This is a genomic window from Nocardioides luteus (assembly GCF_015752315.1).
Lineage (GTDB): Bacteria > Actinomycetota > Actinomycetes > Propionibacteriales > Nocardioidaceae > Nocardioides.
The window spans coordinates 227431-248299 of sequence record NZ_JADOVJ010000001.1 but is presented as its reverse complement, the minus strand read 5'-3'; the positions used below and the strand labels follow the sequence as shown (position 1 = coordinate 248299).

At 68.0% G+C, this 20869-nt stretch carries 21 protein-coding genes and 1 tRNA gene; 8 read left to right on the top strand and 14 right to left on the bottom strand.

Annotated features, from left to right (window positions below):
- Nucleotides 1–22 precede the first annotated feature (22 nt).
- The gene (locus tag HD557_RS27945; RefSeq protein WP_231381682.1) at nucleotides 23–595 is read left to right on the top strand and encodes a hypothetical protein; all 573 of its coding nucleotides are present in this window, start codon (nucleotides 23–25) and stop codon (nucleotides 593–595) included.
- A gap of 88 nt (nucleotides 596–683) precedes the next feature.
- On the opposite strand, the gene hisC is transcribed toward HD557_RS27945, so the two are convergent.
- Together hisC and HD557_RS01175 are read right to left on the bottom strand one after the other, a co-directional pair.
- Entirely contained in the window at nucleotides 684–1763 is a 1080-nt protein-coding gene (gene hisC / locus HD557_RS01180; protein ID WP_196872535.1) for a histidinol-phosphate transaminase, read from the bottom strand.
- A gap of 11 nt (nucleotides 1764–1774) precedes the next feature.
- Nucleotides 1775–2665 (bottom strand): dimethylarginine dimethylaminohydrolase family protein, encoded by an 891-nt coding sequence (locus tag HD557_RS01175; RefSeq protein ID WP_196872534.1) that lies wholly within the window; start codon nucleotides 2663–2665, stop codon nucleotides 1775–1777.
- A gap of 125 nt (nucleotides 2666–2790) precedes the next feature.
- Between HD557_RS01175 and HD557_RS01170 the strand changes: the two genes are divergently transcribed.
- From HD557_RS01170 to HD557_RS01155, 4 genes are all read left to right on the top strand, one after another.
- Nucleotides 2791–3462, top strand: coding sequence for a GntR family transcriptional regulator (locus HD557_RS01170; protein ID WP_196872533.1), 672 nt, complete (start codon nucleotides 2791–2793; stop codon nucleotides 3460–3462).
- 90 nt (nucleotides 3463–3552) lie between these two features.
- Nucleotides 3553–3945 (top strand): phage holin family protein, encoded by a 393-nt coding sequence (locus HD557_RS01165; protein WP_008354652.1) that lies wholly within the window; start codon nucleotides 3553–3555, stop codon nucleotides 3943–3945.
- A 63-nt stretch (nucleotides 3946–4008) separates the two neighbouring features.
- Entirely contained in the window at nucleotides 4009–4470 is a 462-nt protein-coding gene (locus HD557_RS01160) for a low molecular weight protein-tyrosine-phosphatase (protein WP_008354653.1), read from the top strand.
- The gene (locus HD557_RS01155) at nucleotides 4467–5324 is read left to right on the top strand and encodes a fructosamine kinase family protein (protein ID WP_196872532.1); all 858 of its coding nucleotides are present in this window, start codon (nucleotides 4467–4469) and stop codon (nucleotides 5322–5324) included. Before HD557_RS01160 ends, HD557_RS01155 begins: the two co-directional genes overlap by 4 nt.
- Before the next feature lie 8 nt (nucleotides 5325–5332).
- On the opposite strand, the gene HD557_RS01150 is transcribed toward HD557_RS01155, so the two are convergent.
- From HD557_RS01150 to HD557_RS01135, 4 genes are all read right to left on the bottom strand, one after another.
- Nucleotides 5333–7978, bottom strand: a complete 2646-nt coding sequence (locus HD557_RS01150) for a VWA domain-containing protein (protein ID WP_196872531.1) — start codon at nucleotides 7976–7978, stop codon at nucleotides 5333–5335.
- A 182-nt stretch (nucleotides 7979–8160) separates the two neighbouring features.
- Nucleotides 8161–8248 (bottom strand) — tRNA-Ser (locus tag HD557_RS01145).
- 10 nt (nucleotides 8249–8258) lie between these two features.
- A complete protein-coding gene (locus HD557_RS01140; RefSeq protein WP_040754557.1) occupies nucleotides 8259–8726 on the bottom strand; it encodes a nucleoside deaminase in 468 nt (155 codons plus the stop codon).
- Between the two features lie 26 nt (nucleotides 8727–8752).
- The gene (locus HD557_RS01135; protein WP_008354661.1) at nucleotides 8753–9265 is read right to left on the bottom strand and encodes a tRNA adenosine deaminase-associated protein; all 513 of its coding nucleotides are present in this window, start codon (nucleotides 9263–9265) and stop codon (nucleotides 8753–8755) included.
- A gap of 81 nt (nucleotides 9266–9346) precedes the next feature.
- Here HD557_RS01135 and upp point away from each other — a divergent pair, with 81 nt between their 5' ends.
- Entirely contained in the window at nucleotides 9347–9988 is a 642-nt protein-coding gene (gene upp / locus HD557_RS01130) for a uracil phosphoribosyltransferase (protein ID WP_008354663.1), read from the top strand.
- A 24-nt stretch (nucleotides 9989–10012) separates the two neighbouring features.
- Here upp and HD557_RS01125 read toward each other — a convergent pair whose 3' ends face one another.
- From HD557_RS01125 to HD557_RS01100, 6 genes are all read right to left on the bottom strand, one after another.
- On the bottom strand, nucleotides 10013–10546 hold the full coding sequence (locus tag HD557_RS01125; RefSeq protein WP_196872530.1) for a DoxX family protein: 534 nt from the start codon (nucleotides 10544–10546) through the stop codon (nucleotides 10013–10015).
- A gap of 86 nt (nucleotides 10547–10632) precedes the next feature.
- Nucleotides 10633–11193 carry an RNA 2',3'-cyclic phosphodiesterase gene (thpR, locus tag HD557_RS01120; protein WP_196872529.1) on the bottom strand — a complete coding sequence of 187 codons (561 nt, stop codon included), beginning with the start codon at nucleotides 11191–11193 and terminating at the stop codon, nucleotides 10633–10635.
- A gap of 33 nt (nucleotides 11194–11226) precedes the next feature.
- Nucleotides 11227–11961 carry a VIT1/CCC1 transporter family protein gene (locus tag HD557_RS01115; protein WP_196872528.1) on the bottom strand — a complete coding sequence of 245 codons (735 nt, stop codon included), beginning with the start codon at nucleotides 11959–11961 and terminating at the stop codon, nucleotides 11227–11229.
- Nucleotides 11945–12451 carry a hypothetical protein gene (locus HD557_RS01110; protein ID WP_196872527.1) on the bottom strand — a complete coding sequence of 169 codons (507 nt, stop codon included), beginning with the start codon at nucleotides 12449–12451 and terminating at the stop codon, nucleotides 11945–11947. The genes HD557_RS01115 and HD557_RS01110 overlap by 17 nt, the downstream gene beginning before the upstream one ends.
- Nucleotides 12452–12453: 2 nt before the next feature.
- Nucleotides 12454–13692 (bottom strand): amidohydrolase, encoded by a 1239-nt coding sequence (locus HD557_RS01105; RefSeq protein WP_231380131.1) that lies wholly within the window; start codon nucleotides 13690–13692, stop codon nucleotides 12454–12456.
- A gap of 41 nt (nucleotides 13693–13733) precedes the next feature.
- A complete protein-coding gene (locus HD557_RS01100) occupies nucleotides 13734–17102 on the bottom strand; it encodes a DEAD/DEAH box helicase family protein (RefSeq protein ID WP_196872525.1) in 3369 nt (1122 codons plus the stop codon).
- Nucleotides 17103–17704: 602 nt separating this feature from the next.
- Here HD557_RS01100 and HD557_RS01095 point away from each other — a divergent pair.
- Together HD557_RS01095 and HD557_RS01090 are read left to right on the top strand one after the other, a co-directional pair.
- On the top strand, nucleotides 17705–18187 hold the full coding sequence (locus HD557_RS01095) for a helix-turn-helix domain-containing protein (RefSeq protein WP_196872524.1): 483 nt from the start codon (nucleotides 17705–17707) through the stop codon (nucleotides 18185–18187).
- A gap of 1 nt (nucleotide 18188) precedes the next feature.
- The gene (locus HD557_RS01090; protein ID WP_196872523.1) at nucleotides 18189–18764 is read left to right on the top strand and encodes a PIN domain-containing protein; all 576 of its coding nucleotides are present in this window, start codon (nucleotides 18189–18191) and stop codon (nucleotides 18762–18764) included.
- Between the two features lie 7 nt (nucleotides 18765–18771).
- Here HD557_RS01090 and HD557_RS01085 read toward each other — a convergent pair whose 3' ends face one another.
- Entirely contained in the window at nucleotides 18772–19725 is a 954-nt protein-coding gene (locus HD557_RS01085; protein WP_196872522.1) for a restriction endonuclease, read from the bottom strand.
- A 2-nt stretch (nucleotides 19726–19727) separates the two neighbouring features.
- Nucleotides 19728–20852, bottom strand: coding sequence for a restriction endonuclease subunit S (locus HD557_RS01080; protein ID WP_307785730.1), 1125 nt, complete (start codon nucleotides 20850–20852; stop codon nucleotides 19728–19730).
- Nucleotides 20853–20869 lie beyond the last annotated feature (17 nt).

Genomic DNA, 20869 nt, shown 5'->3' with positions numbered 1-20869 from the left:
TCCTCCAGTTCCTGACTGCCCGGTGCCGGAATCTCCTGCCCCGGCCAGCCCGGCCACTGACTGTCCGCCTCCGGACGTTCCGGATGTTCCGGACAGCCCCGAGGTCCCGGACGTTCCCGACGCCCCGGGCACCCCGGACGTACCCGAGGTCCCGGATACCCCCGAGACCCCGGACGTTCCCGACGCCCCGGGCACCCCGGACGTACCCGAAGTCCCGGACACCCCCGAGACCCCGGACGTTCCGGATGCTCCTGAGGTCCCGGACACCCCGGACGTTCCCGAGGTTCCGGACACCCCGGAGGTTCCGGACGTTCCCGTCCCGGACAACCCGGTGCCGGACGTTCCCCTTCCGGGCAGCGACTCCGCGGAGAAGCCTGCCGCGGATGTTCCCGCCCCGGATGTTCCGGTGCCGGACGTTCCCGTGCCGGATGTTCCGATTCCGGACGTTCCCGTCCCGGACTTGCCGGTCCCGGGCATTCCTGGGCTCCCCAGCGTGACGGACAGTCTGCTGGGCATCGTCAACAGCCTCCCGGTGGTCGGTCCGATCCTGACCGACCTGCTCAGCTCGATCCTCGGGAAGCTCCCGCTGCCGTAGAGGCACGCACCCTTCAACACTCAGCAACCACATAGCAGAGGTCCAGCGGCGTTCACGCTGCTGGACCTCTGCTGTGGGCGGAGCGTTCTCAGTTCCTCGGGAAGGAACCCGCGAGCTCGATGAGACGGGTGTTGGCCTCGGCCTCGCCGATCGAGACGCGCACGCCCTCGGGCGGGTAGGGGCGGACCATCAGGCCGATCTCGTCCGCAGCCGCGGCGAAGTCGGCGCAGCGCTCGGCCGACCCGAAGGCGAACCAGACGAAGTTGCCCTGGGCGTCGGGGATGTCCCAGCCGGCGGCTCGGACGCCCTCGACCACCCGGGCCCGCTCGGACACCAGGTCATCGACGCGCTCGAGCAGCTCGGCCTGCCGCTCGAGCGAGGCGACGCCGGCCGCCTGCGCGACGACGTTGACCCCGAACGGCAGCGCCATCGCCCGCAGCGTGGCAGCGATCGGCGCGGGCGCGAAGGCGTAGCCGACCCGGAAGCCGGCCAGCCCGTAGGCCTTGGAGAACGTACGCAGCACGACCACGTTCGACCGGCCACGGTAGGTGGCAACCCCGTCGATCGCGTCGTCCATGCGTACGAACTCGGCATAGGCCTCGTCGACCACGACCAGCACGTGCTCGGGCACCTTCTCCAGGAAGGCGTCGAGCTCGGTCTGGGTGACCGAGGTGCCGGTCGGGTTGTTGGGAGTGCAGACGAACACGACCTTCGTACGCTCCGTGACGGCCGCGGCCATCGCGTCGAGGTCGTGGCGCCCGTCGCCGGTGACCGGCACCTTCACAGCCGTCGCCCCGGCGGCGAGGACCGCGATCGGGTAGGCCTCGAAGCTGCGCCAGGCGAAGACGACCTCGTCCTCGGGGCCGCAGTAGGCCGAGACCAGCTGGAAGATCAGCGCCACGGCCCCGGTCGAGAGCGCGAGCTCCTCGGCGTGCACCCCGTAGGCCTTGGCGAGCGCGTCGTAGAGCTCGGTGCTGCCCGCGTCGGGGTAGCGGTTGACCCGCCCGGCCGCCTCCGCGGCGATCTCCACCACGCCGTCGAGCGGCGGGTAGGGGTTCTCGTTGGAGGAGAGCTTGTAGGTCACCAGACCGGGCCGCTCGACCGGCGGCTTGCCCGCGACGTACGCAGGCATGGCGGCGACACTGGGACGGGGCTGCGGGGTGCTCATATCGTGAGATCCTAGGTCGGGATGACCTCGCCGCCGTAAACCACGGGCACGTCACGGCCGACCACGATGTCGAGCGGGTTGGTGACGCAGCGCACGGACCCGCCACCGAGGTGGAGCTCGCTCATGTCGACGATCCGGATCGTGAAGCCCCAGCCCTCGAGGATCGGGCGGATGCGGTCCGGGCAGGACGGCATCACGATGGTGCGGCCGACCACGATCGAGTTGGCGGCGAAGGTGCTGAGCGCCTCCTCCTCGGTGATGACCAGCGGCTCGGGGACCAGGTCGAGGAGCGCCTGTGCCGACTCGGGCGCGAGCGCGTCCGGGCAGATGATCGCGCGACGCTCGTCGAGCGGGCAGAAGGCCAGGTCGAGGTGGTACATCCCGGAGTGGGTCGTCCGCACGCCCAGCACCCGCACGCCCATCTCGTTCGCGAGGGTCTTCAGCGCCATCTCGTCGGTGCGCGGCCCGGTGCCGGCGACCAGGTGGCCGGCGAACGGGAAGACGTCGCCCGCCTCGAAGGTGGGCCCGACACCGTCCTTGCCGACGTACGCCGTCCCCCACTCGTTCGCGGCGAACCACTCGACGGCCGAGAGGGTCTCGTTGCGGCGCTCGGGGAAGCGCATGTGGGAGAGGAGCACGTGTCGGCGGCCGTCCGCGAGGGTGGCCGCGAAGCCGAGGTTCATCGCGTAGACCATGTCGGGGCTGTCCTCGCGCGGCGCGATGACGTCGACGCGGCCGCCGAGCTCCTCGATGGTCGCCTTCAGGGTGTCCCACTGCGCGCGAGCACGGACCGGATCCGGCTGGATCTCGGTGTCCATGAACGGGTTGATGGCGTAGTCGATGCGGTAGTGCGTCGGCTCGGTCATCAGGTAGTGACGGCCCCAGCTCAGCGATGTGCTCACTCGTACCCCTCTCAGGTCTGATCGACGGATTGCCTGATTGACTGATTGTCAGACAATCCTGTGCGGTTAGGTTAGAGCACGAACGGTCATCACCGGAAGCCGACGCAGGTAGGACAATGGGGCCCATGTTCGAGTCGCTCACCCTGGACGAACCCGCATCGACGGTCGACCGCGTCGCCGACGAGCTCCGCCGGGCGGTGTTCGAGGGCGAGCTCGAGTCCGGCACCCCGCTCCGCGAGCACGGTCTCGCCGAGTCGCTGGGCGTCGGGCGCTCCACCGTCCGCGAGGCGCTGACCATCCTCGTCGCCGAGGGCCTGGCCACCCGCGCGCCCAACAAGGGGGTCGCCGTCGCCACGCCCGAGGCCGCCTCGGTCCGCGACGTGTGCGCCGCCCGCTGGGTGCTCGAGGGGGCGGGTGTCCGCAACTGGCTCCAGGCCTCCGCCGAGACCCGCCGGGCCGTGCACGAGTCGCTGGATGCGTACATCACGGCCGTGCACTCGGAGAAGGCGTCCTACCGCGAGCTCAACGAGCGCCATCTCGCCTTCCATCTCTCGCTCGTGGCCCTGACCGACTCACCGCGGCTGGTCGCGATGCAGGAGCACCTGGTCCTCGAGCTCAAGCTCGCGCTCGCGCAGGTCGACCGCATCCGCCGCAACGCCCACGACCAGGCCGAGGACCACGCCGCCCTCGTCCGCCTCCTCGACGCCGACCGCATCCACGAGGCCGAGCGGTTCCTGCAGAAGCACCTCTCCGACGCCGCCCACGACATCTGCAAGGCGCTCCGTCTGGAGCGCTGACCCGGGTGCCCCCGACCCGGGGTAACACACTCGCCACACCTCCCGCGCGTCCCTTACGCGGAGATGCGGAGCCCTGCCAGACTCACCGGCATGCGCATCGTGACCTGGCTCATCACCAACGCCATCGCCCTGGCCGTGGCGACCTGGCTCGTCGGCGGGATCTACTTCGACGGCCCGACCAGCGGCATGGAGGAGATCAAGCAGAAGCTGCTGCCGCTGCTGATCGTCGCCCTGGTGCTCGGCATCGTCTCGGCCTTCGTGAAGCCGATCCTGAAGTTCCTCGCGTTCCCGTTCATCCTGCTCACCCTGGGCCTGCTCCTGCTGGTGATCAACGCGGCGATGCTCGGCCTGACCGCGTGGATCCTCGGCCCGACCGGGGTCGGTTTTCACGTCGACGGGTTCTGGGCGGCGGTGCTCGGCGGCATCATCATCTCGATCGTCGGCTGGGGCCTCGACCGGGTCTGGCCCGACAGCGACGAGTAGCAGATCGGGGCCCGAGATTCGGCATCCCCCGCGCGTTCTTGGCGGAAATGTAAAACTCGGGCCATGAAGATCGCGGTCGTCTGCCTGGGCAACATCTGCCGTTCTCCGATGGCGGAGGTGGTCCTGCGCGACCGTCTCGACGGTGCCGGGCTCGACGACGTGGAGCTGGTCTCGGCCGGCACCGGCGGCTGGCACGCCGGCGAGAAGATGGACCGCCGGGCGGCCGCGACGCTGCTCGAGGCGGGCTACGACCCCGAGCGCCACCGGGCCCAGCAGTGGCCGGTCGGGGACCCCGAGACGTACGACCTGGTGCTCGCCATGGATGCCGACAACCTGGCCGATCTGGCTGGTCAGGCGCCGGAGGGCGGGCTGCGGATGTTCCGTGATTTCGATCCCGAAGGCCCCGGCGACGTGCCCGATCCCTATTACGGTGGTGCCGAAGGATTCCGGGAGGTGCTGGCGATGGTGGAGCGTACGAGTGATGCGATCGTCGCGTCCCTGGCCGCGTCGAGGCCCGGTTCGTGACCCGCCAGCCCGCGGTCGCCCGTCGCGCCGAGCAGCTGCTCGGGGCGGCGGTGGTGAGCACGTCTCCGGTCGCGGGCGGTGACATCTCGACCGCTACCAAGATCCGTCTCAGCGACGGCTCGCTGGTGCTGATGAAGGCGCTCTCGCCGGCGCGCGACGACTTCGTGGCCGCCGAGGCCCGCGGCCTCCGCTGGCTGGAGGAGTCGGGGGCCGTGAAGGTCCCCGAGGTGCTCGCCGCCGAGCCCGACTGCCTGGTGCTCCGCTGGATCGAGCCGGGCCGCCCCACCGCCGAGACCGCCGAGGACCTCGGCCGCGCCCTCGCCCGCATGCACAGCACCCCGGTCACGGGCTTCGGCGCGGACAAGGACGGGTTCATCGGCCGGCTGCCGATGCCCAACAAGCCCGCCGACACCTGGGCCGAGTTCTATGCCGTACGCCGCCTGCTCCCCTATCTCAAGGCCGCCCGTGACCGCGGCGCCATCGACGCCGCCGGCGCCGAGTGCGTCGAGCAGATCGTCGGGAAGCTGACCTCGCTCATCCCGGAGGAGCCGCCCGCCCTGCTCCACGGCGACCTCTGGAACGGCAACGTGCTCTGGGACCGGAGCAGCGACGCCTGGCTGATCGACCCCGCGGCGTACGCCGGTCATCGTGAGGTCGACCTCGCCATGCTCGCCCTGTTCGGCCTCCCCCACCTGGAGCGGATGATGTCCGCCTACGAGGAGCAGACTCCTCTCGCCGAGGGCTGGGAGGACCGCCAGGGCCTCCACCAGCTCTTCCCGCTGCTCGTCCATGCGGCCATGTTCGGCGGCGGCTACGGCGCCCGGGCGGCCACCGTGGCGGCCCGCTACGTCTGACTGGTCGACTAGTCGACGGAGGCGTCGCAGTCGCCCGCCGGGATCCTCGCCTTCGCCTCGATGCTGGGGAGGTTGGCGGCCGCCGCCTGGGTGCCGAAGTTGCCGAAGACCGCGAGCATGACGTCGTTGATCAGGCTCTCGCGCGCGCCGGCACCGTAGTAGCGGGCGCCCGAGGCGGCGGCGACCTTCTCGAGGAGGCACTTGTCGGCGGAGTTGCCGTAGGGGATGGTGTAGATCCGGACGTGCGACTCGCTGCCCCGGATGTCGGCGACCAGCGCGTCGTTGGCGGCCTTGTTCTCCTCCTCGTCGGCGCCGTCGGGAGTCAGGTTGGTCGCGCCGTCGGTGAGCAGCACCACGGCCTTCGTCTTGGGGTTGTCGGGATCATTCGTCTGCGTGAGGGCGTCGTGCGCGGCCTGGACCGCGGCCGGCAGCTGGGTCGTCGTCCCGCCGGCCTCGATGGCCCCGATCTCAGCCCTGACCTGCGAGATCCGGTTGCCTATCGGCGCCAGGGCGGTCTTGTGCACTGAGCTCCCGAACGTCCACACCGCGAGCTCGTCCTTGGGCGCCAGCAGCCCGATCGCGGCGTTGGCAGCGCTCTGGACCCGGTCGATCTTGGCGGCCCCCGGTGCGACCTCGTCGTTCATCGACCCCGAGTTGTCGATCAGCAGGATGACCTGGGAGTTCTTGCGTACGCCGTCCCACTCGGCGCGGATCCGCTGGATCGCCTCGGCCTCCGGCTGGGAGAAGGTGTCGTCCTCGTCGACGGAGCCGATCCTCTCGAAGCCGCCCTCGACGAAGGCGGCCTGCGCCTCGTCCTCGCCGAGGAACTCGTAGAACTCCTCGGCGACCTCGCGCTGGGCCTCGGCAAGGCCTGGCATCAGGACGTACGGATGGTCCATCGCCAGCGTCCCCTCGGGCGGGATGTGCGACTCGAACCGCTTCACCCGCGGATGGCTCTTCTCGCCGTAGCCCGGCAGCTGGTCGCAGTCGGGCTCGGCACCGGAGGGACGGCCGCTGTTGTAGAGCTCGACCAGCTGCTTCTGGATCACCAGCGCGTCGACGGGCTCGACGATGCCGCAGTAGAGGTCCTGGACGTACGTCGTCGCCTCGTCGCCATAGCTGCCGACCGAGGACTCGAGCTCACGCACCCAGGCGTTCACCGCCTCGTCCTCCGGCGTCTGCGGAGTGATGTCCACGCTCGCGCCGGCGGCGGCGTTGGCCCGGACCGCGGCGTTGTAGGTCAGCATGCTCGCGCCCAGGCCCGAGGTCGACCACAGCGGCTCGTCACGGCCGAGGACGAACCCGGTGCCCTCGGTCTTCCCGGCGACCGCCTTGGCCTTGAGCCACTCCATCGACACGTCCTCGCCGTCCGCCGTGCCCTCCGGCACCGCGATGACCATCACGCTCTCGGTGGTGGGGCCCAGCGTCTCGTACGTCTTCTCGGTGTCGAGCTCGAGGAGCTCGGTCCACATCGAGGAGGTGGGCAGCCAGACGTCGGGGCGGCTGCGGCCGGTCTGGCTGCGCTCGAACATCGGCTCGACGATCTCGATGTCCCAGTCGGAGGCGAGCGCCTCCATCGCAGCGCCCGAGGTCAGGCCCAGGACGTTGACATCGACGCATCGTCCGTCCACCTCGCGGCCGGTCTCGAACTCGGTGGCGAGATCCCGGACCAGGTCGTCCTTCTCCGTGGAGGAGGTGACCTCGAGGACGACGCACTCGCCCGTCGGTCCGGGCCCGTCGATCCAGCGGATCACCAGGACGGTCCCGACGACCGCGAGCACCACCGCGCCGACCACCGCCATGATCGCGTGGCCGCGCACCCAGTTGGCGAGCCAGGCGACCACCGCGGCGACGATCTCGGTCAGCGCGCGGGCGAAGCGCCGCGGCAGGCTGATCCGCGCGTTGAGCCGGGCGAAGGCCGAGGAGATCAGGACCAGCGTGACCCGGTCGTCGTCGCTGACCGAGCCGTCGCACATGCCGAGCAGGCGGCCCGTCCGGGCGTGCACCATCGGCACGCCCTCGCAGTCGCCGACCTCGAGCGGGGCCTCGTTGAGCACCGTCTTGACCTGGACGTGCGCCACCCCGGCGGCCCGGATCTCCGACTCCACCCACACCCCGGCACCGTTGAGCGCGGTCGGGTCGTGCAGCAGCACCCTGGTGTTGACGACCGGCGAGGCGAACCGGAACGGGAGTACGCGGCGGGGCAGCCGCTCCACACCGACCACGTCGAGCGCGACGACACCGCCCTCGTGGTCGGCCAGACGCACCTCGACGCTGACGTCGCCGGTCGCGGTGCGTACGTGCGGGAACCGCACCCGGATCGTGTCGCGGTCGAGGTCGCCGGCGCCGACCGCGGCCTCGGCCACCCGCCGGGTGGTCAGGATCCGCTTCGGCGAGACGACGAACCCGTAGCCGGCCGGCTCCCCCGCCTGGTCGAGGACCGTGACGAGTGCGCGGCCCCAGCGCTGGTGACGGGAGACCGGCAGTTCGGTCGCGATCCCGATCCCCAGGAACATCAGCGCCACCCAGGTGAACGGCGACCGGACCATGTCGGCGAGGTTGCCCGGGGTCTGCTGGACCGCCCACCCGCCCAGGAAGATCGCCACCATCGCGACCATCGACACGACCGCGCGGGGGAAGGGAAACAGGGGCACGCCGGAGCTCCAGTGGGGGTCGCGGGCAGGATGTCCGTCCGGACTATAGGGGGCGCCGAGCCGCGGTGAGCCGCAAACGTTTCAAGTGGCCGACCCGGCCCGCCTCTGGCTCGGCTGGATGCTCCGAAACGCAGCAAGGGCGCTTGATCTGCGTTGTCGCAGGTCAAGCGCCCTTGTCTGACTGGCGGTGACGGTGGGATTTGAACCCACGGTAGGTCTCCCTACACAACATTTCGAGTGTTGCACCATCGGCCGCTCGGACACGTCACCGCCGAATAAGTTACAACCTCGGGGGGTCTTCGCCGAAATCGGGGGCGCCTCGCTGGGCTCCGAAGAAATCCTCCAGCAACGCGCGCTGCTCCTCGGCCAACAGCCCCGCGACGACCTCGGGGCGGTGGTTGAGCCGGCGGTCGCGTACGACGTCCCAGAGCGAGCCCACGGCCCCGGCCTTGTCGTCGAAGGCGCCGAAGACGATCCGCTCGACCCTGGCCAGGACCGCGGCCCCGGCGCACATCGTGCACGGCTCCAGGGTCACCACGAGTGTGCAGCCCTCCAGCCGCCACTCGCCCCGCGCCTTGGCCGCCTCACGCAGCGCCACCACCTCGGCATGTCCGGTCGGGTCGGCCTCGGCCTCGCGTACGTTCCTCCCGCGTCCGATCACCGCACCGGAAGGATCGACCACGACCGCGCCGATCGGCACGTCACCGGTCGCCAGGGCAGCACGGCCCTCCTCCAGGGCTGCCCGCATCGGGGCTTCCCATCGGTTGGCAGGTGTCACGCCGGCATGAGGCCGACGGCGTCGTCGAAGGCCTCGCCGCAGCCGATCGCCCGGGCGATCTCGGAGAGCGTCTCGTCGGGGTAGAGGTCTTCCTCGAACATGTCGTCGATCAGGATGCCCATGTCGACCGCGCTCATCCCGAAGTCGGCGAGGATGCTGAGGTCACCGGCAGGGTCGGCCTCCTCCTCGTCCTCGACCTCTTCCGGCAGCGGAAGTCCGAGCACGTCGAGAGCCGACGCCGCCAGCTCCCACTCGTCGGCGGCCGTCACGTCGGAGAGCAGCACCCTGGTCGCGGCGCCGGTGACCCGGACGATCACGAAGAAGTCCTCGTCGATCGCCGCCATCGCGATCGCGCCACCATCGCCTGGGAAGCGGTGGAGCGCGTGCGTCAGAGTCTCGACGTCGGTCAGCAGGTCGTGAGCGAGCTCGCGCACAACCCAGGCGCCGTCCTCGCGATACATCGCGACGGCGAAGTCAACACCCTCGATCTGCTCCAGCTGATCAGACACACGACCAGAGTGACACCGAAACCGCCCCGGGTCTAGGGGGAATTGGTGACCGGAGGGCGAACCGATCGTAGGGTTCAGCCCATGGAGACCCTCGTTGTGGACCACCCCCTCGTCGCCCACAAGCTCACCACGCTGCGCAACAAAGAGACCGACTCGTCGACTTTCCGTCGTCTCGCCGATGAGCTCGTCACGCTGCTCGCCTACGAGGCGACCCGCGGCGTGCGGGTCGCTCCGGTCGACATCGTGACCCCGGTGGCGCCGACCCAGGGCGTACGCCTCACCGACCCGCAGCCGCTGATCGTCCCGATCCTCCGGGCCGGTCTCGGGATGCTCGACGGGATGATCCGACTGCTGCCGACCGCCGAGGTCGGCTTCCTCGGCATGGTCCGCAACGAGGAGACGCTGGAGGCGACGACGTACGCCGAGCGTCTCCCCGCCGATCTCTCCGGGCGGCAGTGCTACGTGGTCGACCCGATGCTGGCCACCGGCGGCACCCTCGCCGCGGCGATCGACTTCCTGGTCTCGCGCGGCGCCGACGACATCACCGCCGTCACCCTCCTGGCCGCCCCCGAGGGCGTCGCCGCCCTGGAGAAGGCCCTCGACGGCATCGAGGCCCCGGTCCGGGTCGTCACCGCGGCCATGGACGAGAAGCTCAACGAGAAGGGCTACATCGTCCCCGGCCTCGGTGACGCCGGCGACCGGCTCTACGGCGTCGCGGGCTGAGCCGCCCCGCCGGGAGGCGGAGGGTCAGGCCTTGATGGTGACCTTCTCCTCGACGTACGGCTGGGCCTCGACGGTCTCGGCCTCGGCCGCCTCGGCGTTCCGGGCGCGCCGCTTGGCGGCGACGGCCTTGAAGGGCCAGGTGAGGAGCTGGTCGAGGGTGATCCGGCCGGGGGCGACCAGGCCGAGCACGAGAGCGGCGGCGCCGAGCGCGGCGGGGAGCTCCCAGCCGCCCTGGTCGACAAAGACCTCCGTGGTGCGGTGGGCGTACCAGATCGCGCCGGCCATCTGGCCCGCGAGCAGCACCCCGGCGATCGGGGCGACGAGGCCGACGACCAGCAGCGCCCCGCCGACGAGCTCGACATACGTCGCCACCTGAGCGGCGAGAGCGGGCTCCGGCACCCCCAGTCCGCCCAGGAACTGCTCGGTGCCGGCGAAGCCCTGGTCGTACTTCTGCCAGCCGTGCGCGACGAAGATCCCGCCGACCACCACACGGGCGGCCAGCAGCACGACGTCGTTGAAAAGTCCGGTGTAGGCGTTGCGCCCCACTCGACGACTCATGTCCGGTTCTCCTCTGGGTCAGGTCAGAACGAGCCGCACACGGTAGCGACCCCGGATCCTGCCCGTTACCGCCCGGGGCTTCCGCTTCAGCCGAAGGGAAACTCTGCTACGACGTCGTAGACCGGACGCTTCCGCGGGTCCTCGCCGAGCCGGGAGTGGACCAGCGCGAAGGAGGAGACCGTCCAGGTCGGGCCACGGTACGCATCGAGCAGCCGCACCCAGTTGCTGAGCTCCACCGGCGTGCCGGTCCGGGCGACCGTCAGGTGGGGTCGGAACCGTCCGCCGTCGACCTCGACCCCGGCCTTGACCAGGGCATTCCTGGTCCCAGCGGCGACCCGGTCGAGCTCCTCGGCGGCATCGGTCTCGACGTCGGCGTAGAGGACCTTGCCCTCGGCCACGTTGGGGAAGGCGCCGCCGCCCGTGATGGTCAGCTCGAAGGGCGTACGCCGCCCCGCGGCCGTCTCCAGCCGCTCGATCGCGTCATCGAGGGACCTGTCCGGGACGTGCTCGGCGAAGGCGAGCGTCAGGTGGAGCTGGTCGGGCGCCGACCAGCGGAAGGCGGCCGCGTCGCGGCGTACGGACAAGAACTCGTCGAGATCCTCGATCACCGACTCCGGCGGGATCACCGCCACGAACATTCGATTCATCGATGCCCATTGTGCCCGGCGGCAGGGGCCGGGTCACCCGAGTTGTGTGCCGAGGAGGTCGCCGAGGACGTAGGTGACCAGCATCGCGAGCAGGCCGCCGGCGACGTTGCGCAGCGCCGCCCGGCCGGGCGGCGCGTAGCCGAGGCGTGCGCTGGTCCAGCCGGTGACGGCGAGCGCGGCGGTGACCGTGAGGATCGTCGCCCAGATGCGGGCTCCGTCGGGGAGGAGCGTGATCGCCAGCAGCGGCAGCAGCGCCCCGAGCGTGAACGAGATCATCGACGCACCAGCCGCGGCCCACGGCGAGGTGAGGTCGTCGACGTCGATGCCGAGCTCCAGGGCCGCGTGGGCGCGCAGCGCGTCGCGCTCGGTGAGCTGCTTGGCGACGTCGACGGCGGTGTCGGGCTCGAGTCCGCGGTCGCGCAGGAAGCCCTCGAGCTCGTGGAGCTCCTCCTCGGGCATCTCCCGCAGCTCGCGACGCTCCTTGGCGATCAGCGACTCCTCGGTGTCGCGCTGGGTCGAGACGGAGACGTACTCCCCCGCCGCCATGCTGATCGCGCCGGCCACCAGGGCGGCGACGCCGGCGATGAGGATCGTGCTGTCATCGGTGGTCGCGCCCGCGACGCCCATCACCACACCTGCGGTGGAGACGATGCCGTCGTTGGCTCCGAGGACGCCCGCACGCAGCCAGTTGAGCCGGTTGTTCAGGCCTTCTGCCCGCTCCTCGGCGTCGCCGTGCCCCGCGTGGGCACCCTCACTGGGGAGCGTCACTGCTTCCCCCACCGGGGACCGGCTCCTGCGGGTTCTCGCAGAAGCTCACCGGGCCGCTCTCGCCGCCGTGGTACTCGTAGGTCTTCCCGGCCGCCTCGAGCACGACGCGCACGCCGTCGGTCAGGACCATCGCGTACATCTTCCCGGGCTCGGGGCAGCCGAGGCTGGCGTCGCGCCAGGTCACCTTGTCGTTCGAGACGACGGTGATCTCCTCGCTCTTCACCCCCTGGCGCTTGGCCAGGTCGGCGATCGCGGCGGCGACCTTCGGATCCTCGGCGGGGGTCGGGTCAGACGTTGTCGGCACGTCAGACACGTTAGCGCCTGGGTCGGTCGCCTCGGAGCCACATCCGGCGATCATCGGGGCCAGCGTCAGCGCCAGGACGGGCAGCAGGTACGCCGCGGGGCGGAGGGTGCGCTTGTCGGTGCCGGTGCTGTTCTGGGTGGGGGTCATGACCTCGAGTACGTGCTCCGTCCGGGGTTCGTTGCGCATCCTCAGATCCCGAACCGCGTCGCGCGCTCACGCGTGCTCCCGCCGCCGCGCCCCGCATCGGCCTCGCCGTCCCAGCTGTAGACCTCGGTCCCGGTGATGAAGACGCGCTCGGCGCGGTGGTCGGTGTCGAGCGGGTCGCCGGACCAGATCACCACGTCACCGTCGAGCCCGGGCGCGATCGCGCCGACGCGGTCGTCGAGACCCAGGAAGCTCGCCGGGTTCGTGGTGATCGCGGCCAGGGCGGTGTCGCGCGGGAGGCCGTCGCGTACGGCGAAGGAGGCCTGGTGGACCAGGAAGTTGATCGGGATGACCGGGTGGTCGGTGGTGATCGCCACCCGCACGCCGGCGGCGGCCATGGCGGCGATGTTGCGGTTGGCGCGGTTGCGCACCTCGACCTTCGAGCGGCTCACGAACATGGGGCCGTAGATGACCGGGATGTCCTTCTCGGCGAGCACGTCGGCGAGGAGGTGGCCCTCGGTGCCGTGGTTGACCACGAGGCGGTAGCCGAACTCCTCGCTCAGCCGGATGGCGGTGGCGATGTCGTCGGCGCGGTGGGTGTGCTGGTCCCAGGCGAGCTCGCCGGAGAGGACGCGGGCGAGCGTCTCCTTGCCCAGGTCGCGGTCGAACGGCTCGCCCTTCTCCTCGGCGGAGGCCTTCTTGGCGGCGTAGTTCTGGGCCTCGACGAAGGCCTTCCGGATGATGTTGGCGACGCCGAGCCGGGTCGACGGGGTCTTGTTCTGATTGCCGTAGACACGCTTGGGGTTCTCGCCGAGGGCGCTCTTGACCGAGACCGCGTCGGAGACGACCTGCTCGTCGATGGTCCGGCCGCCCCAGGTCTTGATCGCGACCGTCTGGCCGCCGATCGGGTTGCCGGACCCGGGCTTGATCACCGCGGTGGTCACCCCGCCGGCGAGGGCGTCGCGGAAGCCCTCGTCCTCGATGTTGATCGCGTCGATCGCCCGGAGGGACGCGCCGTCCGGGTCGGTCATCTCGTTGGTGTCGTCCCCGGCCCAGCCCTCGCCCTGCTCGTGGGTGCCGATGTGGCCGTGTCCCTCGATGAACCCCGGGAGCAGCCACTTGCCCGCCGCGTCGACGGTGTCGATGCCGTCGGGCACGACGACGTCGGCGCCCACCGCCGTGATCACACCGTCCTCGATCACGACCGTGCCGTTCTCGATCGGCTCGCCCGAGATCGGGACGACGTACGCATGGGTGATGGCGACGGAGGAACGCTGAGTCATGGCCGTCATCATGCCGGGATCGAACGGCCGATTTCTGCCGGCTAAGCCACTTCTGTTGGCGAGGCGTGACTCTTCACGGCACGAAGGATGCCGACGATGTCGTCCACCTGAGCGTCTGGGAAGAACACATCCGGTCCTGTTGGCGCATGGTCGGTGTAGGGCGGCTCGAAGAGCCGACCTGGTTCCATCACGCCGTTGGCGGTGAGTTCATCGATGATTAGATCGACGAAGCGGATTTGATCGACATCGAACTTGGAGCCATCCAGGTAGTCCGCGAAAGCCTCCGTCGCCGCAGCCCGATCGAGGCCGACGAGCGAGCGGATGAAGAGTCCCAGCCCATTCGACTCTTCAGCAGCGAACAAGATGTCGGCGCGCTGTCCGACCCCGGATGCCAGCAGCATATCTTCGAGCGAATCGAGGTCCTCAGGCGTCAACTGCTTGTTGCGTCGAAGCCGCTGCAGAGCGACATGGTCCTCATGATCCCGGAGGTACGCCGCTGCCTTGGCACGGAACCGCTCGAAGTTCGTTCCCGGTGTGACGACCGGAAGTACGATCTCCTTCGCCTCTCCGAGTTGGTCCTCAAAGTCGGAGTAGACCGGCTTCTTCTTCGCCTTGTCGACGAACCGTACGAGACCCCGAATCCTCAGCCGGGCGAGCTCGAGCATCGGCAGCGTGACGTCGACCCACCATTCCTCCCCGGCCACGTGCTCCAGCAACTTGATCTGTTCGGCCACGGAAGGGATCGAGGCCTTAGAGAGGAGCGCCTCCGCGATGACCTGAGTCGTCTCCCGAAGCCTCTCGGCAGCCACCAGGTCACCTTCAAGCTGCGCCAACTGACGTCTCAGGATCAAAAGGTCAAAACGCTTCGCATCGACGTCGGCGTCTGCGGACGAGACCGCGGTCGGCAGTCCCGCCAGCCCGAGCGCTATCCCCGCATCCTCCTTCGAGAGCCTCTCCCATGCTCTCGACTCACCGAAGTGCTCGACGGCCCTGCGGTGGGGGCGCACGAGGACGTTGTCGAGAGTCATTCCAGCCACGAACTCGTGGAGGAGCTTCGCTGTCTTGCGCCTCAGATCAGGTTCGGTCTGCGCAGCATCGAGACCGGCAACGAGCCCGATCCTTGCTTCGAAGATCCGCTCGATCAGCGACTTCTGGTTCGAACCCTCGACCCCAGGAAGATCCTCATTGAAATACTCAAAGTTGCCGCAGAAGTCGAAGACATAGAAGTCCTGCTTGTCCTCGCCGGGACCGAACAGGTCGGGCCGGAGCCGCGTACCACGTCCGATCATCTGCCAGAACTTCGTCTTCGAGTGGATCGTCTTGAAGAAGACCAGATTCACAACGTCTGGGACGTCGATGCCGGTGTCGAGCATGTCGACGCTGACGGCGATGTGCGGCGCCTCGCGCGTCTGTCCGAAGTCATCAATCAGGTTCTGTGCGTACGGTGTCCGGTTCGTGATGGTGCGGGCAAAGTGCCCTGCGTGCTCCGGCCAACCGATGTCGAATCGTTTCTGGATGAACTCGGCGTGCGCCTGATTCTTCGCAAAGATGATCGTCTTGCCAAGCCGGTCGCCGCTGTCGACCTTGTAACCCTCGGTCATGACAGTGGCGAGGACCTTGTCGACGGTGTCCTCGTTGAACAGGAACTTGTTGAGATCCTCTGCACCGACCTCCAGCGGTGGCCCGTCCTCGCCCCACTCGAGCGTGTCCCACTCGTCCTTCTCGTCCTGGCTCAGGTCGTCGTACTTGATTCCCTGCCTCAGAAACTTGGTGCCAACCGATACGCCCTTTGGCGGCACCAGGTAGCCGTCCTTCACGGCGTCACTGATCTCGTATGCGTCCGTCGGGACGCCGTCCTCGAGGTGAAAGAGCCGGTACGTGTTGTGGTCGACCTCGTTCTTCGGCGTCGCGGTGAGCCCAACCAGCAACGCGTCGAAGTACTCGAAGATGGCACCGTACTTCGCGTATACGGACCGGTGCGCCTCGTCGATCACGATCAAGTCGAAGTATCCCGGTCCGAACCGTCGGCCACGGTCGTCGACCTCGTTGATGAGGTTCATGATCGTCGGGTACGTCGAGACATAGACCCGCCCGTCAATGGACTTCTCATTCAGTAGGTTGACCGTAGTCGCCGCTGGGAGGTGCTCCTTGAACGACTCCGCTGACTGCTTCACCAGTGCCGTTCGGTCCGCGAGAAAGAGGACGCGCTTGACCCAGTTGGCCGCCATCAGTTGTTCCACAAGCGCGATCGCGGTGCGGGTCTTTCCTGCGCCTGTCGCCATCACGAGCAGGGCCTCGCGCTGCTTGCTGTCTAAAGCCGCCCCGATCGCCTTGATGGCCTTCGCCTGATACGGGCGGCCCGCAATAGCCGCGTTGACCTCGGCATGCGCCAGCGGTCGGCGCGTCTGCCGACGCTGGATCATCAGTTCCAGTTCCTCGCGGGTGTAGAAGCCCTGAATCTGACGCGGTGGGTATCCCGCCGCGTCATCCCATATCCAGTGCTCGTATCCGTTGGTGAAGAAGATGACCGGGCGACGCTGGAACTCGGCCTCCAGGCGCGAGGCATACAGCTCGGCTTGGTTCTGCCCGACCTGGGAGCTTTTCGAGGTCCGCTTGGCCTCGACGACCGCCAATGGGCGGCCGTCATCGCCCCACAGGACGTAGTCAACGAAGCCTTTGCCGTCCGCATTCGGCATCCCGCTGACCTCGTACTCGCGGTCGCGTGCATGACCCAGCGGCCAGCCGGCCTCTCTGAGCAGCACATCGATGAAAAGATCACGAGTCTCGGCCTCGGAGTAGTCGTGATCGTCCCGCTCCGTCTTGGCTGCCTGCGCTTCGGCCAAACGCTTCCGCAGTTCCGCGAGCTCGGCGTCCTTGGCAGCGGCAAGCTCGTCCTTCTCGGCCAGCGCTTTCGCAAGGTCTTCGTCCTGCGCTTTGAACTTCGCGGCAAGCTTCACGACTTCGGCATGCGAAAGAGGATTCGCCTTGGTCGCCAGCTTCGGATCGAACTGCGACCTCGTCGGCACCGCTGACGGGCTCGTCGAGTAGTTGAACGCCGCCCACACCACGACGTGGAAAAGCTCGCGAAGCACACCCTCCGCATCGCGCCGGGCGATTGGCTTGGCGCCGTGCACAGCGGTGTTGCCGACCTTGCGGATCAGGTTGAGCTTCTGCGCGATTCCGACACCGGCCACCGCCTTGAAGCCAGCGTCGTTGATTCGCGCCGACAGGTCGTCGCGATAAGGTCGCGGCAACGCCAAGACGTCATAGAGGTGCGCCACCAGCACCTCTGCGGCCCTGCGACCGTAGAAGCAAGCAGACCTGGGGTCATCTGCGAGATAGGACTCCGCGAGCGCGCAGTCAGCATGGATCGCCGGCCATTCGGCCTTGATGAAGGCGAAGTTGCTCATTCAGCTCCCGGGGCAGGTCGTCCCTTCATACTGCCCGAGTCCACCGACAGCTGCGGGGTAAATGGGATCCGCAGGTCTGTCCTTCGCCAATTGGCGGTACCGGAGAACGGTTGGCCCGGCCCGACCGCCACCCGACGGCACCATCGACGAACCCGAAGGCGTCCCCTTCGAGGTCGATGACCTCCTCAACGAACTCCACACGGTCATGTACACACCCGGTGCCGGCACCAGGATGTCAGCCCGGTGGACCATCACCGACCTCGGCGACGGCCAGGCCGACGCGCGCAACGTTCAACTACGACGAGCCCCGCTGGAGCATGCCCGTCCGCGTGTTCAACTACGCCATCAACATTCGCGACCTTCCGCGTGAAGCCGACAACGTCCCCGATTGGCTGAGCCAGCGGCTCACTGAGGCTGGTCGCGGGGCCTCAGCCTGACCGTCGACCTGAACATCGACGCCGTAGCAGATCGACACGATCAGGTCGACCGACTCCGATCATTGAAGTTCGCGACACATCTGTCATGATGAACGCGTATCCTGATTTTCGATTTGTTCGTTTACAGGAGATCCAGACAGCGGGGCATTTCGAGAGGAGCTCGCGATGGCACGCTCAGCAGCAAGCACAGATGCACGGACCTACCTCGCGGTCGATGCCGACGAGGCGGTCTATCGTGCGTTCGCCGAGGCACTCGCTCGACCGACGCACGCAGGTCCTTGCCTGGTTGCCGAAGACGGCACCGAGGTTCCGCTTCCGCAAGAGCTCCATGACGTCCTACTCCAGGTCGCCCAGGCACTTCAGGCGGGGATGGGGGTCAACGTCGCGCCGCTCAACGCATCACTGACGACTCAGGAGGCTGCCGACTACCTGGGCGTCTCGCGGCCTACCTTGGTTCGTCTCCTCGACGCCGGCGAGATCCCGATGAGCCGGCCCAACCGGCATCGCTACGTGCGCCTGGTGGATCTCATCGAGTACGCAGAACGCGTGCGGCAAACCCGTGCGTCGACGTTGGACGAGATGGCCAAGGAAGCCGACGAGGCGGGGCTCTACGACGTTCTCGACGCACCTCCTCCGCCGATGAGGTGACATGCACTTCCCGGCCTTCCTGGACACCTGCGTCCTCTACCCCATCGTGCTCACTGACACGCTGCTCCGAATCGCTGAGCAGTCGGTCTTCCGCCCACACTGGTCCGCGGATGTCATGACTGAGTTGGAGAGAAACCTGGTCAAGGTGCCGTCGGTGTCAAAGAGTCTGGCCGAGTCCCGCGTCAACGCGATGAACCGGGCCTTCCCCGACGCGATGGTCACGGGCTACGAAGATCTTGTCTCCGGGATGGAGTGCGACGAGAAGGACCGGCACGTCATGGCAGCTGCGATCGCATCCGACTGTCAGATCGTGGTGACCTACAACCTCAAAGACTTCCCCAAGCCAGCGATGGAGAAGCACCAACTCGAGGCGGTACATCCAGACGCGTTCCTCGTGGACCAGCTCGACCTGTATCCAGAGGAGGTCGTTCATGCCCTCTGGCGCCAGTCCGCGGAGTCAGCCCGGCCGCACCTCACTCCGCTCCGGCTCATCGCGTCGTTGGAGAAGCTCCAGTTGAGCGATTTCGCGGCCGAGCTCCGCCGCAGATGGCCCAACCTTGCGTCTGGTCGCTGGTAGCGGACGCCTACTCGAAGAAGTCCTCGTCGATCTCGACAATGTGGACGGTGCGCTTGACCTGGACACCGACGCCGTAGCGGATCATCAGCCGGGCGAGACGGGCGCCGTCAATGAGGACGACACGGGTGGCGACTGAGTCGGCGTACACCTTCGCGCCCGTGCTGAAGCGGCCCGTCGTGATGAAGACGCCCTGGTTGGCCTGGGCGCCGTGGAGGGCGCCGACGAAGCCCTGGATATCGGGACGGCCGACGCTCGCATCGAGCGCGTAGCGTTTGGCCTGGATGTAGACGCGGCTCAGGCCCAGGGCATCCTGGTCGACGATGCCGTCAATCCCGTTGTCATTGGAGAGCTGGGTACGCGTCGCGGTGCCGTCGGCGCCGCCGTAACCCATCGCCACGATCAGGTCCAGGACCGCCTGTTCGAAGAAGGCGGGCGCGTTGGCGTGCAGACGCATGAGCAGCTCGGCTGCGACCTCGGCCTCGATCCGGGCGATTCCGTCCTCGATTTGCTCGACCGGGTCGAGCAGCTCGTCGGGGGCACGCTCCGCACTGCTTCTCTCCCCACCAGGAGCATCAGCGGACTGACTCGACTGTCGTCGCTCAGGTTCGTACTCGGCCCAGGCCGGCAACGCCTTCACATCGGCCAGCGTGAAGCCGTCGGGGTGTGCAGAGAGAAACTCGCGCCCGGCGTCGGTGATTCGGAACAGGCCGCGCCTGACGGCCAGCAACAGACGAGCACGCACAAGACCCGACTTCGCCCAGCTCGCACGATGCTCGGCGATGTATTTGCCCGACTTGTGCTGGAGCTTGCGCAGGTCATCCGGCACGCCAGCTCGCTCGACGACAGCCGGGTACAGGTCCCGGCGCGCCCAGTCACTGCCGTCGGAAGTGACTTGGAGCAGGGGGTACATGAACTGCCACCACTGCGGGATGCCGAGTTCGGTCGGATTCACATCAGTCACGGTCAGAGGCTCCCGTTGAAAGCCCTGGCCTGGAGCGAGGCGAAGAGTTCATCGTTAGCCGCGATGGCCCGCTTCATGGCGACTCGTTGACTTTCTACTCCCTTCATCCGCTCTACGAAGGCCGACTGATCCGACCCCGACGGCACCAGGACTGGAAGAGCCTTGAGTTGCGTCATATTGATCGACGCAATCCCCGTGGTTTGCTTTGCCGCTCGAAGGAAGTACGACCGAGCTGACCGGCTGGCCATGAACGCCGCGAGATAGTCCGGCTCCACCGAACGGCTGCGGACCCGAAAGACGTGGTTCTGGTGAAGGCAGAGTGGCAACTCGCTACGCCAAACCGTGCCGCGACCCAGTTTGTCCGGGTCGCCGCCCTCCGTGAGCACGAGATCCCCATCCTTCAGGGCGTACCGATCGATCTCAGCGGTGGTTGCCTCGATTTCCTTCACGACGTCCATCTTCAGATGACCTGCTTGAACATTCGAGACCGCGAGGTACGGCGTCGGGAATGTTGGCTCCGCCGTCCGGCGACCCTTCGTGATGCCAGACGTCACGACGGCCAGATCAGCCAGGGGAGCCATCTCCTCCTCATGACCAGCGAACATGTCGTGGAAGGTCGACTGGGTGAGGGTGTCGAGATGGGTGAGGACCTGGCGGCGCTTGATGCGGATCGCGTCGGCTTGGTCGAGGATCGTGGCGATGCGGCGTTGCTCATCGAGGGATGGGAGCGGGATTGCCACCCGCACTAGGTCAGACTTCCGAAGAGACGGAACCGTCGTCGAGGAGGCAAGTCCGTAGAAGTCGACCGATTGGAGAAATCTGTACAGATAACGCGCATCGAGCTCCGATGACCGTGGGATCGCGGCCATGGCGTTGTTGTCGACAAGCAGCGGACGGCCAGCGATGACACGGTGGTTCTGTCTGATGGCTTCTCCGATCTTGGCGAAGAGGACGGCGCCAGCCGGGATCGGTTTGGCCTTCAATGTTGTCAGGTCCGACTCATCTACGAAGTGATCCGCGTTGACGAGCGCGCCCGCTCCCGATCGGCCTGCCCGGGAGATATCTCCGACCTTCGCCATGGGATAGTCCCCCGCCGTGCGGCCTTGCAGTCGTGGTGGAAATCCCACGCCTGCGCGAAAGTCGA